Below are 14,183 nucleotides of genomic sequence, written 5' to 3'. Positions count from 1 at the left end.
ATGCTGCGTATCAGCCAAGAAGCACTCACCTTCGACGACGTCCTGCTCATCCCCGGTTATTCGGAAGTCCTGCCCAAGGACGTCAGTCTCAAGACCCGCCTGACCCGTGGCATCGAGCTGAACATCCCGCTGCTGTCTGCAGCCATGGATACCGTCACCGAAGCGCGTCTGGCCATCGCCATGGCCCAGGAAGGCGGCATTGGCATCATTCACAAGAACATGACCATCGAGCAGCAGGCGGCCGAAGTGCGCAAGGTCAAGCGCTATGAGTCCGGTGTGGTGAAAGACCCTATCACCATCGAGGCCGATGCCAGCGTTGGCGATCTGTTCGACCTGACCCGCCAGCACAACATCTCCGGCGTGCCGGTCCTGCACCATGGTGACCTGGTCGGCATCGTCACCTCGCGTGACGTACGCTTCGAAAGCCGTATGGATGCCAAGGTGCGTGAAGTCATGACGCCGAAAGAGCGCCTGGTCACCGTCAAGGAAGGCGAGGACAAGGACGCCGTGCGCAAGCTGCTGCACAAGCACCGCATCGAGCGCGTGCTGATCGTCGACGACCAGTACCGCCTCAAGGGCATGATGACCGTCAACGACATCGAGAAGGCCAAGGCCTACCCGCTGGCCAGCAAGGACGACCAGGGTCGCCTGCGCGTCGGCGCCGCCGTGGGTACCGGTGCCGACACCGGTGACCGCGTGGCCGCGCTGGTTCACGCCGGCGTCGACGTGATCATCGTCGATACCGCTCACGGTCACTCCAAAGGTGTGATCGACCGCGTACGCTGGGTCAAGCAGAACTTCCCGGACGTCCAGGTAATCGGTGGCAACATCGCCACCGGCGACGCGGCCAAGGCGCTGGTCGAAGCCGGCGCCGATGGTGTCAAGGTCGGCATCGGCCCGGGCTCCATCTGCACCACCCGTATCGTCGCCGGCGTCGGCGTACCGCAGATTTCCGCAGTCGCCAACGTCGCTGCTGCTCTGGCCGGCACTGGCGTGCCGCTGATCGCCGACGGTGGCATCCGTTTCTCCGGTGACCTTTCCAAGGCCATCGTTGCCGGCGCCTCCGCCGTGATGATCGGCTCCATGCTGGCCGGCACCGAAGAGGCGCCGGGCGAGGTCGAGCTGTTCCAGGGCCGCTCCTACAAGGCTTACCGCGGTATGGGCTCGCTGGGCGCCATGGCCCAGGCGCAGGGGTCCTCCGATCGTTACTTCCAGGACTCCTCGGCCGGCGCCGAGAAACTGGTGCCGGAAGGCATCGAAGGCCGCGTGCCGTACAAGGGCGCCATGGCCGCCATCGTTCACCAGCTGATGGGTGGCCTGCGTGCCTCCATGGGCTACACCGGCTGCGCCACCATCGAGGAGATGCGTACCAAGCCGGAGTTCGTGCGCATCACCGGCGCCGGCATGGCCGAGTCGCACGTACACGATGTGCAGATCACCAAAGAGGCCCCCAACTACCGGGTCGGCTGAAAAATCGATTTGCCGCTGCTGCGCTCGAACAGGCGGCGTTGGAAGGAGGTTCGAAATGCTCATTGGCTACAGCCAACTGCGCTTGCTCACCACCTTTCGGCTTGCCTCTTCTTCGCTCGCGACGTGGCAAATCGATTTTTGTGAAGTTTGATAAGACGGGGCTGCTCCAATCAGCCCCGTGTCATTTGCGAATTACGCTACGAGAGACGGCCATGGCCCACGACATTCACGCCCACCGCATCCTCATCCTCGACTTCGGTTCCCAGTACACCCAGCTGATCGCCCGCCGCGTGCGCGAAATCGGCGTGTACTGCGAGATCCATCCGTTCGACATGGACGACGCCGCCATCCAAGCCTTCGCCCCGCGCGGCATCATCCTCGCCGGTGGTCCGGAGTCGGTGCATGAGGCGAACAGCCCGCGCGCGCCGCAGGCAGTGTTCGGCCTGAACGTGCCGATCTTCGGCATCTGCTATGGCATGCAGACTATGGCCGAGCAGCTCGGCGGCAAGGTGGAAGGCTCCGACCTGCGCGAGTTCGGCTACGCCCGCGTCGACGTGGTTGGCAAGGCGCGCCTGCTCGACGGCATCGAGGATCATGTGGACACCGATGGCGTGCTGGGCCTCGACGTGTGGATGAGCCACGGTGACAAGGTCACCGCCCTGCCGCAAGGCTTCCACATCCTGGCCAGCACCCCGAGCTGCCCGATCGCCGCCATGGCCGACGACAGCCGCGCCTACTACGGCGTGCAGTTCCACCCGGAAGTGACCCACACCAAGCAGGGCGGGCGCATCCTCTCGCGCTTCATCCTCGACATCTGCGGCTGCGAAGCCCTGTGGACCCCGGCCAACATCGTCGAAGACGCCATCGCCACCGTGCGTGCCCAGGTGGGTAGCTCCAAGGTGCTGCTGGGCCTGTCCGGCGGCGTCGACTCCTCGGTGGTCGCGGCCCTGCTGCACAAGGCCATCGGCGACCAGCTGACCTGCGTGTTCGTCGACAACGGTCTGCTGCGTCACAAGGAAGGCGATCAGGTGATGGCCATGTTCGCTGAGAACATGGGCGTCAAGGTGATCCGTGCCAACGCCGAAGACCTGTTCCTCGGCCGCCTGGCCGGCGTCAGTGATCCGGAAGAGAAGCGCAAGATCATCGGCCGTACCTTCATCGAAGTGTTCGATGATGAAGCCACCAAGCTGCAGGATGTGAAGTTCCTCGCCCAGGGCACCATCTACCCGGACGTGATCGAGTCGGCCGGCGCCAAGACTGGCAAGGCCCACGTAATCAAGAGCCACCACAACGTCGGTGGCCTGCCGGAAGACATGCAGTTCGAACTGGTCGAGCCGCTGCGCGAGCTGTTCAAAGACGAAGTGCGCAAGATCGGCCTGGAGCTGGGCCTGCCCTACGACATGGTCTACCGCCACCCGTTCCCGGGCCCGGGCTTGGGCGTGCGCATCCTTGGCGAAGTGAAGAAGGAGTACGCCGACCTGCTGCGTCTGGCCGACCACATCTTCATCGAGGAGCTGCGCAACTTCGACTGGTACCACAAGACCAGCCAGGCCTTCGTGGTGTTCCAGCCGGTGAAATCGGTCGGCGTGGTCGGTGACGGCCGTCGCTACGCCTGGGTCGTCGCCCTGCGCGCCGTGGAAACCATCGACTTCATGACCGCACGCTGGGCGCACCTGCCCTACGAGCTGCTGGAGAAGGTCTCCAACCGCATCATCAACGAGATCTCCGGCATCTCCCGCGTCACCTACGACGTGTCGAGCAAGCCGCCAGCCACTATTGAGTGGGAATGATGTAACCGACAAGGGCAGCGCGAGCTGCCCTTGTCGTATGTGCCTGCGGCAATCGGCTGCTCGCCGCGGTCTTTCGGTAATGAGAAGATGTCGCAAATGCCCGGCGACGGAAGAGACATGACGTTTACCCGCAGACAGATACTGGTCGGCCTTGGCGCCCTCGGCGTGGCCGGGCTCGGCGCCGGTGGTGTGCGCTATTGGCTGGGCCGTCCGGCCGATGTGACAACCCACGACTACGAGCTGATCGCCGCGCCGCTGGACATGGAGCTGGTGCCGGGGCACAAAACCCCGGCCTGGGCGTTTGGCGGCCAGGCACCTGGCCTTGAGCTGCGCGTGCGCCAGGGCGACAGTCTGCGGGTGCGCTTCATCAACCAGCTGGAGGTGGAGACCACCATTCATTGGCACGGTATCCGCCTGCCGCTGGAGATGGATGGCGTGCCCTACGTGTCTCAGGCACCGGTCAAGCCGGGTGAGTACTTCGACTATCAGTTCCTCTGCCACGATGCCGGCAGCTTCTGGTATCACCCGCATACCGCCAGCTCCGAGCAACTGGGGCGAGGGCTGGTTGGCCCGCTGATCGTCGAGGAGCGTGAACCCACAGGATTTTTCCATGAGCGTACGCTGAGCCTGAAGACCTGGCATGTGGATGAGCAGGGCGCCTTCACTGCGTTTTCGGTGCCGCGTCTGGCGGCGCGCGAGGGGACCCGTGGCCGGCTGTCGACCATCAACGGCCAGCACCTGCCGGTGCTCGACCTGCCGGCTGGCCAGGTGGTGCGCCTGCGCCTGCTCAACCTGGACAACACCATCAGCTACCGGCTCAACCTCAAGGGCGCCGGCGAGGCGCGCATCTATGCGCTGGACGGCCACCCGGTGGCGCCGCGTGCGCTGGGCAAGGAGTATCTGCTCGGTGCTGGTATGCGTATCGATCTGGCCGTGAAGGTGCCGGCTGCGGGGCAGGAAATATCCTTGCGCAATGGCCCGCTGCGCCTTGCCACCCTGCGCAGTGTGGCCAGTGCCGAGGCGCCCGGCGACTGGCCGTCAGCGTTGCCGGCCAATCCGGTAGCCGAGCCTGACCTGACCAGTGCCGAGACCCTGCGCTTCAACTTCGAGTGGTCGGCTGTTTTGGCGTCGCCGCAGCAGCAGGGACCGGCGAGCTACTGGCAGATCAATGGCCAGGCCTGGGACATCAACGACAAACGCTGTGCGGAGCGACCCATCGCCACGTTGCAGAAAGATCGCAGCTACATTTTCGAGCTGCGCAACATGGCCCAGTACCTGCACCCGATCCACCTGCACGGCATGACCTTCAGGGTGTTGGACTCCGACCGCAAACGTATCACGCCCTATTACACAGATACTTACCTGCTGGGCAAGAACGAGACGGCGCGTATTGCCTTCGTCGCCGATAATCCCGGGGTGTGGATGTTCCATTGCCATGTGATCGACCACATGGAAACCGGCCTGATGGCCGCCATCGCCGTGGTATGACATGCAGAGAGTGAAAATCATCGACCGCAGCCAGGACGAGCGCTTCATGCGTGAGGCCATGGAACTGGCCCAGCAGGGTGCCGAGCGGGGCGAGGTACCGGTAGGTGCGGTGCTGGTGCAGGAAGGTGAAGTGATCGGCCGTGGTTTCAACTGCCCGATCAGTACCTCCGATCCCAGTGCCCATGCCGAAATGGTGGCGATTCGCGCTGCTGCCGCTGCGCTGCAGAATTACCGGCTGCCCGGTAGCACCCTCTACGTAACGCTGGAGCCGTGCAGCATGTGTGCCGGGCTGATCGTGCATTCGCGGGTCAGTCGCGTGGTCTATGGCGCTGCCGAACCCAGGGCTGGGGTGGCGGTCAGTCGTGGCCAGTTCTTCAGCCAGGACTTTCTCAATCACCGGGTACTGGTCGAGGGCGGGCTCTTGGCCGAGGAGTGCGGCGCTATGTTGAGTGCCTTCTTCAAGGCCAGGCGGGGTGGCGCCAAGTAGTCGGCGTGGGTGTCAGAGTTGCGTGGGGTTGGCCTCGGCTTCTCCACGCGGAATGGTGCGATTGACGCCCGGCACATGCAGGCCGCTTTCGGCCACACGGGAGCCTTCCATCTGTGGCTGGGTCACCCAGTTGAGAATGTCGTAGTAGCGGCGGATGTTGCGCACGAAATGCACGGTCTCGCCGCCGCGGGCATACCCGTAGCGGGTCTTGCTGTACCACTGCTTCTGCGCCAGACGCGGCAGCATCTTTTGCACGTCCAGCCACTTGTTCGGGTTCAGGCCCTCGGCCTTGGCCAGCTTGCGTGCGTCGGCCAGGTGGGCGATGCCGATGTTGTAAGCGGCCAGGGCGAACCAGGTGCGGTCCGGTTCGCTCATGTCCTCGGTCAGACCGCTGTGTACCAGGGCAAAATACTTGGCACCGCCGGCGATGCTCTGCTTGGGGTCCAGGCGGTTGACCACGCCCATGGCCTGGGCGGTGTTCTGGGTCAGCATCATCAGGCCGCGCACGCCGGTCTTGGAAGTGGCGTCCGGGGTCCACAGCGATTCCTGATAACCGATGGCAGCCAGCAGGCGCCAGTCCACCTTGTATTTCTCGGCGGCCTTGCGGAAATCCTTCTCGTAGCGCGGCAGGCGTTGCTGCAGGTGTTTGGCGAAGGTGTAGGCGCCAACGTAGCCAAGCACGTCGACGTGGCCGTAGTAGCGATCCTTGAGGCGCTGCAGGCTGCCATTCTTCTGCACCTGCTCGAGGAACTTGTTGGCCTCCAGCAGCAGGCTCTTGTCATCCCCCGCCGCCACGGCCCAGGCCAGCCCACGCGCCTCGCCCAGGTCGAAGGCGACCCGTACGTTGGAGAAGTACACCTGGTTCATCGACAGTTCGTTGGAGTCGACCAGGGTCAGGTCGATCTGCCCTTCATCGACCATGCGCAGCAGGTCGACCACTTCCACATCGGCGGATTCCTCGAACTGCAGATCGGGCAGGGTTTTCTGGAGTTCGACCAACTGTTCGGCGTGGCTGCTGCCCTTGAGCACCAGGATGCGTCGGCCGATCAGATCTTCGGGGCGGGTGGGGCGACGCTGGCCATTGCGATAGATGACCTGTGGCGTGACGTCCAGGTAAGCGTGGGAGAAGCTCGCCTGTGTCTTGCGGCCGTTGGTCGACACCAGGCCGGCGGCGGCCAGTACCGGGCCATTGGTCTGGTTGAGACGGGTGAACAGGTCGTCCAGGCTATCGGCGGTTTCGATCTTCAGTTCCACCCCCAGGCTGTCGGCGAACCTTCTGGCCAGCTCGAACTCGAAACCGGTCTCGCCTGCACGATCCTGGAAATAGGTGGTGGGACTGTTGCGGGTGATGACGCGCAGCGCGCCCTCCTTCTGGATGCGCTCGAGGGTGCTGGGTTGCGCGGCGGCCTCTGGAGGCGCATCGCAACCCGCGAGCAGCAGAAGGATTGCGGTCGACAACAGCCAGGCGGCTGTGCGGATGCGCAACGCGGTGTGGGCAAACATTGGCGCAGTATACGCAAAGGTCAAAGGGCGCCATATCTGGACAGGGCCTCTGTGCTCTGTTAGGCGATGCGCCACAGGTGCCGTCTGCTGGCGCTTTAGGCTAGAATGCACGGCCTCAAAGCACACCCCTTCCCCGAGGCTGTTCACGATGTTGATCCTGCGCGGCGCGCCCGCTCTTTCTGCCTTCCGTCACGGCAAACTGCTTTCGCAACTGACTGCCAAGGTCCCTGCCGTGACTGGGCTGTACGCCGAGTTCGCCCACTTCGCCGAAGTGACCGGCGTGCTCGATACCCGCGAAGAGCAGGTGCTGGCCCGACTGTTGAAATACGGCCCGAGCGTTGCGGTGCAGGAGCCAGCCGGCAAGCTGTTTCTGACCATTCCGCGTTTCGGCACCATTTCCCCTTGGTCGAGCAAGGCCAGCGACATCGCTCGCAACTGCGGCCTGGCCAAGATCGAGCGCCTGGAACGCGGCATCGCCTACTACGTCAGTGGCGAGCTCTCCGAGGCTGACCAGCAGGCCGTCGCCGCGCTGCTGCACGACCGCATGACCCAGCTGGTGCTGGGCAGTATGGAAGAGGCCGCGGGCCTGTTCAGCCATGCCCAGCCCAAGCCGCTGACCGCCGTGGATATCCTCGGTGGTGGCCGCGCGGCCCTGGAGCAGGCCAACGTACAACTGGGTCTGGCCCTGGCCGAGGACGAGATCGACTATCTGGTGAAGAGCTTCACCGAGCTGGGCCGCAACCCGCACGACGTCGAACTGATGATGTTCGCCCAGGCCAACTCCGAGCATTGCCGCCACAAGATCTTCAATGCCAGCTGGGACATCGACGGCGAGAGCCAGGACAAGTCGCTGTTCGGCATGATCAAGAACACCTACCAGATGCACAGCGAGGGCGTGCTGTCCGCCTATAAGGACAACGCCTCGGTCATCGAAGGCTTCACCGCCGGGCGCTTCTTCCCCAATGGTGAAACTCGCGAGTACGGCGCCACCCAGGAGCCTGTACACATCCTGATGAAGGTGGAGACGCACAACCACCCGACCGCCATCGCTCCGTTCCCCGGTGCTTCCACCGGCTCCGGCGGCGAGATCCGCGACGAAGGTGCTACTGGTCGTGGCGCCAAGCCCAAGGCCGGCCTGACCGGTTTCACCGTGTCCAACCTGAATATCCCCGGTTTCGAGCAGCCCTGGGAGAAGCCCTACGGCAAGCCCGAGCGCATCGTCACCGCGCTGGACATCATGATCGAAGGCCCACTGGGTGGCGCCGCGTTCAACAACGAGTTCGGCCGTCCGGCCCTGAACGGCTACTTCCGTACCTTCGAGCAGGCCGTGCAGAGCCCGCGCGGTGAGGAAGTGCGTGGCTACCACAAGCCGATCATGCTGGCTGGCGGCATGGGTAACATCCGCGCCGAGCACGTGCAGAAAGGTGAAATCTCGGTCGGCGCCAAGCTGATCGTGCTCGGTGGTCCGGCCATGCTGATCGGCCTTGGCGGCGGTGCCGCGTCCTCGATGGCTACTGGTGCCAGCTCTGCTGACCTGGACTTCGCTTCGGTGCAGCGCGACAACCCCGAGATGGAGCGTCGTTGCCAGGAAGTGATCGACCGCTGCTGGCAGCTGGGCGCCGACAACCCGATCAAGTTCATCCACGACGTCGGTGCTGGCGGCATCTCCAATGCCCTGCCGGAGCTGATCAACGACGGCGGCCGTGGCGGTCGCTTCGAGCTGCGCGCGGTGCCCAACGACGAGCCGGGCATGGCCCCGCTGGAAATCTGGTGCAACGAGTCGCAGGAACGCTACGTGATGAGCGTGGACGCCGCCGACTTCGAGCGTTTCAAAGCCATCTGCGAGCGTGAGCGCTGCCCGTTTGCGGTGGTCGGCGAGGCCATCGCCGAGCCGCACCTGACCGTATCCGACAGCCACTTCGGCAACAAGCCGGTGGACATGCCGCTGGAAGTGCTGCTGGGCAAGCCGCCGCGCATGCACCGCAGCGTGACCCGCGAGGCCGAGCAGGGCGATGGCTTTGACGCGTCCAGCGTCAATATCGAAGAAGCGGCGACCCGCGTGCTGCGCCACCCTGCCGTGGCCAGCAAGAGTTTCCTGATCACCATCGGCGACCGCACCATCACCGGCCTGGTGGCGCGTGACCAGATGGTTGGCCCCTGGCAGGTGCCGGTGGCCGACTGCGCCGTGACCGCCACCAGCTTCGACGTCTACACCGGCGAGGCCATGGCCATGGGCGAGCGCACCCCGCTGGCCCTGCTCGACGCCCCGGCTTCCGGCCGCATGGCAGTCGGCGAGACCATTACCAACCTGGCCGCCGCGCGTATCGAGAAGATTTCCGACATCAAGCTGTCCGCCAACTGGATGGCCGCTGCCGGCCATCCGGGCGAAGACGCGCGCCTGTACGACACCGTCAAGGCCGTTGGCATGGAACTGTGCCCGGCACTCGGCATCACCATCCCGGTGGGTAAGGACTCCATGTCCATGAAGACCCGCTGGCAGGACGAGGGTGTGGACAAGAGCGTGACCTCGCCGCTGTCCCTGGTGATCACCGGCTTCGCCCCGGTGCAGGACGTGCGTCAGTCGCTGACCCCGCAGCTACGCCTGGACAAGGGCGAGACTGACCTGATCCTGATCGACCTCGGTCGTGGGCAGAACCGCATGGGCGGCTCGATCCTGGCGCAGACCTATGCCCAGCTCGGCCAGGCCGTGCCGGACGTCGACGACGCCGAAGACCTCAAGGCCTTCTTCGCCGTAATCCAGGGCCTGAATGCCGACGGCCACCTGCTGGCCTACCACGACCGCTCCGACGGTGGTCTGCTGACCACTGTGCTGGAGATGGCCTTTGCCGGTCACTGTGGCCTCAATCTGTTCCTCGACGGTCTGGCCGACCAGGCGTCCGAGTTGGCCGCCGTGCTGTTCAACGAAGAGCTGGGTGCGGTGATCCAGGTGCGCCAGGATGCCACTCCGGAAATCCTCGCCCAGTTCAGCGCTGCCGGCCTCGGTGATTGCGTGGCGGTGATCGGTCAGCCGATCAATGGCAGTGATGTGGCCATCAGCTTCAATGGCGAAGCCGTGTTCGGCGGTCAGCGCCGTCTGCTGCAGCGCCAGTGGGCCGAGACCAGCTACCAGATCCAGCGCCTGCGCGACAACGCCGACTGCGCCGACCAGGAGTTCGATCTAATCCTCGACGAGGACAATCCGGGTCTGTCGACCAAGCTCTCCTTCGACGTCAACCAGGACATCGCCGCGCCTTACATCAAGAAGGGTGTGCGCCCGCAAATCGCGATCCTGCGTGAGCAGGGCGTCAACGGCCAGGTGGAGATGGCTGCGGCCTTCGACCGCGCAGGGTTCTCCGCGATCGACGTGCACATGAGCGATATTCTCGCCGGCCGCGTCAGCCTGGATGACTTCAAGGGCCTGGTGGCCTGCGGTGGCTTCTCCTACGGTGATGTACTGGGCGCGGGTGAAGGCTGGGCCAAGTCGATCCTGTTCAACGCACGTGCTCGGGACGGTTTCCAGGCGTTCTTCGAGCGCAAGGACAGCTTCGCCCTCGGCGTGTGCAACGGTTGCCAGATGATGAGCAATCTGCACGAACTGATCCCCGGCACCGAGTTCTGGCCACACTTCGTGCGCAACCGCTCGGAGCAGTTCGAGGCCCGTGTTGCCATGGTCCAGGTGCAGGAGTCGGCGTCGATCTTCCTGCAGGGCATGGCCGGCTCGCGCATGCCGATCGCCATTGCTCACGGTGAAGGTCATGCCGAGTTCGAGAGCGAGGAGGCGCTGCTGGAGGCCGATCTGTCCGGCACCGTGGCCATGCGTTTTATCGACAACCACGGCAAGGTCACCGAAAGCTACCCGGCCAATCCCAACGGCTCGCCGCGCGGCATCACCGGTCTGTGCAGCCGCGACGGTCGCGTGACCATCATGATGCCGCACCCGGAGCGGGTGTTCCGTGCCGTGCAGAACTCCTGGCGCCCGGATGAGTGGCAGGAAGATGCCGGCTGGATGCGCATGTTCCGCAACGCCCGCGTCTGGGTGGACTAACAGCGCGCGTTTCCCCTCTCCCGTTAGCGGGAGAGGGTGCCAGAAAGATGGGAGAGGGGTAGCCCGGATGCATCCGGGACCATCAGCAACCCGGATTACATCCGGGCTACGGATTCACAACCCATGACCGAACCTGGCCATCCCAAGCTTCCCGAGGTCCGCCAGGTCTGCCCTGGCGAGACCCATCTACTATGCCGCTGTGGGCGCTCGTCCACGCTTCCCGATTGCCCCGCTGGCTGCACCGATGGTCTGCTCCTGCAGCCCGCTCGTCAGCAGCTTCTGTTGCTCTGCCTTTGTGGCCTGTCCGCTCGCATGCCCTATTGCGACGGTAGCCACAGCCCACCCGCCAAGGGGCTTGGAGCGCGCTGGCAGCGCTTTACCAAAGGTGATTAAAAGCTTCTGCTTATGCCTAAAGTCTCTAGTTGAGTAAGGGGATGATTCGGCGGTCGCGCACTCCAATGCAGAGTTGCGAACTAGGCCACGCGAGAGTGATGAGGCAAAATGCCATTATCGCTTTGGCAGTGCGGTCTACTGATCGCTGTATTCGTCGACGCTCGGAGGGGCTGGATGTACAAATTCTGTTTCTATGTGCCGGAAAGTCACCTGGAAGAAGTGAAGGCCGCCGTGTTTGCGGCTGGTGCAGGACGCATCGGACAGTACGACAGCTGCTGCTGGCAGACCCTGGGTAATGGCCAGTTCCGGCCGTTGGCGGGCAGTGATCCGTTTCTCGGTCAGGCCGGGCGTGTCGAGGACGTGGCGGAGTGGAAAGTCGAGTTGGTGGTGGCCGACGAACTGATCCACGATGTGGTCAAGGCCATGCGCAAGGCTCACCCCTACGAAACGCCTGCCTTTGATGTGTGGCGGTTGTCCGACCTGCAGTTCTGAGTGTTCCCCTGTGAAAGAAGCCCTGGCATGCCAGGGCTTCTGCGTTTTCGCTTGCCGTATTACTGCAGGTGTTCTTTCAGCTCATTACCGGCCTGACGCATGGCGGCTTGCACGGCCGGGATATGCGCCAGCGGATTGAGCAGGCCATAGTCGTGGATCATGCCGTTGTAGCGCACGGCGGTAACGGTGACGCCGGCAGCATCCAGTTTACGCGCATAGGCTTCGCCCTCGTCACGCAACACGTCGAGCTCGGCGGTCTGGATCAGCGCTGGCGGCAGGCCTCTGAGTTGCTCGGGCGTGGCGCGCAGTGGTGAAGCAAAGCGTTCGGCACGCTGTTTGGGATCGGTCGTGTAGCTGTCCCAGAACCACGTCATCATGTTGCGCGTGAGGAAGTGACCTTCGGCGAACTGCTGATAAGAGCCTGTCTCGAAGCTGGCGTCGGTCACCGGCCACAGCAACAACTGGAAGCGCAGTTTCGGTGTGCCGGCCTCTTTCGCCTTAAGCGCTACCACTGCGGCCATGTTGCCACCGACGCTGTTGCCGGCCACGGCCAGGCGTGAGCTGTCCACATTGATCTCCTGGCCATGTTCGCCGACCCACTGGGTGGCGGCGTAGGCCTGGTCGATGGCGGTCGGATACTTGGCCTCGGGCGACGGCGTGTAGCCGACATAGACGGCCACGGCGCCGGAGTTCACCACCAGATCGCGAATCAGGCGGGCATGGGTCGGATAGTCGCCGAGTACCCAGCCACCACCATGGAAGAACATGAACACCGGCAGTTCACCCTTCACACCTTCGGGCCGAACGATGGTCAGCGGGATCGACTGGCCGCCGGCCTGAATGGTCTTCTCGCTGACGGTCACGCCGGACAGATCGACCTTGACCGAGGCCTGGGCGCCGACCAGCACGGCGCGGGCGTCTTGTGGCGAGAGGGTTTCCAGGGGTTGGCCGCCGCCAGCTTCCAGGGCCTGGAGGAAAGCCTGGGTGTTGTGCTCGACGCCGGGACTACCGGCGGCGAAGGCTTGTGCGGCGGCCAGGGTGAGCAGGCCGCTACCAACGAGTTGCTTGATGTTCATGTTCATTCTCCTGGCGATCGAGTTGGTTCGGTGAACCAGGGCCTTAGCCCTGGTTGTGGCAGTTGTCGGCTTGCTTGAGGTAGGTCACGGCCCGCACGGCACCGGCGGAATCGCGGTAGACCATGCGCGCTTCGACTACCTCGCAGGTGCGTGCGTCGGCTTCCTGCAGACTGATCACCTCGGCGACGTCCAGGGTTTGACCGTAGTGGTACTGGTTGGCCGGTTCGGCGGCGAAAGTCAGCGAGCTGGCAATGAGTGCGAGTGCGGCGAGGCTGCTGCGGGTGATATGACGGATGTACATGGCTGTTCTCCTCTCTATGCGTGCTCAGGCCAGTACCAGGCGCACGTCGATGTTGCCGCGGGTGGCGTTGGAGTAAGGGCAGACCTGGTGGGCTGCGGCGATCAGTTCTTCGGCGGTGGCGCGGTCGATGCCCGGCAGGCTGATATGCAGTTCCACCTCCAGGCCGAAACCACCGGGGATCTGGCCGATACCGACCTTGCCGGTGATCGAGGCGCCTGCCGGGAAGGCTTGTTTCTTCTGACTGGCAACGAACTTCAGGGCACCGATGAAGCAGGCCGAGTAGCCGGCAGCGAACAGTTGCTCGGGGTTGGTGGCTTCGCCGCCGGCGCCGCCCAGTTCACGCGGGGTGGTCAGCTTGACGTCGAGGAAGCCGTCGGAGGAAACGGCACGGCCGTCGCGGCCTCCGGTGGCGGTGGCAGTGGCGGTGTAGAGCGCTTTGATGGTTTGCATGATGGTGTCTCCGATTATGTTTGATGTCTAAAGTTTTGCGCGCTAAGTAAGTGCGTGATGCGAAATATAGTGCGATTTAATTTTGCGCGCAAGTTAACTGTTAGATGAATTGGCTCTGAGAATTCGATCGACTGGAAATAAGCGAGGCGGGAAGGTGCAGCAAGCGCCGCCCGAGCGGGCGGCGGAGAGGGTCAGGCGGACTTCTGCAGCTCGGTTCGCAGGGCGACTATCTGCTCCTTGAGGGCGCTGATCTGCTCCAGTGTCATACCACTGGCTTCGAGGATGCACGCGGGGAAGCGTTCAGCCTCTTGCTGCAGGCTGCGTCCCTTATCGGTCAGGCGCAGTTCCACCACCCGTTCGTCGGCGCTGCTGCGGGTGCGAGTGATCAGACCCTCGGCCTCGAGGCGTTTGAGCAGGGGAGTCAGCGAGCCAGGATCAGTGAGCAGGCGCGCGCTGATCTCGCCCACGGTGATGCCGTCACCTTCCCACAGCACCAGCATGGCCAGGTACTGCGGGTAGGTCAGACCGATACTCTGCAGCAGCGGTTTGTATGCCTTGGTCATCAGCAGCGAGGTGGAGTGCAGGGCGAAGCAGAGCTGGTTGTCCAGTTGCAAGGCCGCGCAGGACTGAGGTGTTTTCATGGCAGTACCTCTGATCAATGTTTGCGCAATAATTTATCGTGCAAACT

At 63.8% G+C, this 14,183-nt stretch carries 12 protein-coding genes; 7 read left to right on the top strand and 5 right to left on the bottom strand.

All coding sequences use genetic code 11. From position 1 onward, the window contains the following. From guaB to tadA, 4 genes are all read left to right on the top strand, one after another. Positions 1-1,470: an IMP dehydrogenase gene (gene guaB / locus P7A97_RS10890; RefSeq protein WP_277689964.1), complete on the top strand. Its 1,470-nt coding sequence runs from the start codon at positions 1-3 to the stop codon at positions 1,468-1,470. 212 nt (positions 1,471-1,682) lie between these two features. After that, the gene (gene guaA / locus P7A97_RS10885; protein ID WP_277689963.1) at positions 1,683-3,260 is read left to right on the top strand and encodes a glutamine-hydrolyzing GMP synthase; all 1,578 of its coding nucleotides are present in this window, start codon (positions 1,683-1,685) and stop codon (positions 3,258-3,260) included. A 117-nt stretch (positions 3,261-3,377) separates the two neighbouring features. Next, positions 3,378-4,748: a multicopper oxidase family protein gene (locus P7A97_RS10880; protein ID WP_277689962.1), complete on the top strand. Its 1,371-nt coding sequence runs from the start codon at positions 3,378-3,380 to the stop codon at positions 4,746-4,748. Between the two features lies 1 nt (position 4,749). Continuing rightward, entirely contained in the window at positions 4,750-5,235 is a 486-nt protein-coding gene (gene tadA, locus P7A97_RS10875; RefSeq protein WP_277689961.1) for a tRNA adenosine(34) deaminase TadA, read from the top strand. Positions 5,236-5,247: 12 nt separating this feature from the next. On the opposite strand, the gene mltF is transcribed toward tadA, so the two are convergent. Continuing rightward, positions 5,248-6,738 carry a membrane-bound lytic murein transglycosylase MltF gene (gene mltF / locus P7A97_RS10870; protein ID WP_277689960.1) on the bottom strand — a complete coding sequence of 497 codons (1,491 nt, stop codon included), beginning with the start codon at positions 6,736-6,738 and terminating at the stop codon, positions 5,248-5,250. A gap of 148 nt (positions 6,739-6,886) precedes the next feature. Here mltF and purL point away from each other — a divergent pair, with 148 nt between their 5' ends. The 3 genes from purL to P7A97_RS10855 all read left to right on the top strand — a co-directional run bounded on the left by purL (position 6,887) and on the right by P7A97_RS10855 (position 11,668). Continuing rightward, positions 6,887-10,783 (top strand): phosphoribosylformylglycinamidine synthase, encoded by a 3,897-nt coding sequence (gene purL, locus P7A97_RS10865; RefSeq protein WP_277689959.1) that lies wholly within the window; start codon positions 6,887-6,889, stop codon positions 10,781-10,783. Positions 10,784-10,906: 123 nt separating this feature from the next. Beyond that, on the top strand, positions 10,907-11,176 hold the full coding sequence (locus P7A97_RS10860) for a CDGSH iron-sulfur domain-containing protein (RefSeq protein WP_277689958.1): 270 nt from the start codon (positions 10,907-10,909) through the stop codon (positions 11,174-11,176). Positions 11,177-11,350: 174 nt separating this feature from the next. After that, positions 11,351-11,668, top strand: a complete 318-nt coding sequence (locus P7A97_RS10855; protein ID WP_277689957.1) for a YqfO family protein — start codon at positions 11,351-11,353, stop codon at positions 11,666-11,668. A 59-nt stretch (positions 11,669-11,727) separates the two neighbouring features. Here the strand turns inward: P7A97_RS10855 and P7A97_RS10850 are convergent, their stop codons facing one another. The 4 genes from P7A97_RS10850 to P7A97_RS10835 form a co-directional block, all read right to left on the bottom strand. Further along, positions 11,728-12,750 carry an alpha/beta hydrolase gene (locus tag P7A97_RS10850; protein WP_277689955.1) on the bottom strand — a complete coding sequence of 341 codons (1,023 nt, stop codon included), beginning with the start codon at positions 12,748-12,750 and terminating at the stop codon, positions 11,728-11,730. 37 nt (positions 12,751-12,787) lie between these two features. Then, positions 12,788-13,045, bottom strand: coding sequence for a DUF2790 domain-containing protein (locus P7A97_RS10845; RefSeq protein WP_277689954.1), 258 nt, complete (start codon positions 13,043-13,045; stop codon positions 12,788-12,790). 24 nt (positions 13,046-13,069) lie between these two features. Further along, positions 13,070-13,495 carry an organic hydroperoxide resistance protein gene (locus P7A97_RS10840; RefSeq protein WP_277689953.1) on the bottom strand — a complete coding sequence of 142 codons (426 nt, stop codon included), beginning with the start codon at positions 13,493-13,495 and terminating at the stop codon, positions 13,070-13,072. 191 nt (positions 13,496-13,686) lie between these two features. Then, positions 13,687-14,136, bottom strand: a complete 450-nt coding sequence (locus tag P7A97_RS10835) for a MarR family transcriptional regulator (protein ID WP_277689952.1) — start codon at positions 14,134-14,136, stop codon at positions 13,687-13,689. Positions 14,137-14,183 lie beyond the last annotated feature (47 nt).

Source organism: Pseudomonas sp. GOM6 (assembly GCF_029537485.1).
Taxonomy (GTDB): domain Bacteria; phylum Pseudomonadota; class Gammaproteobacteria; order Pseudomonadales; family Pseudomonadaceae; genus Aquipseudomonas.
This window is presented reverse-complemented; position numbering and strand designations above follow the sequence as displayed.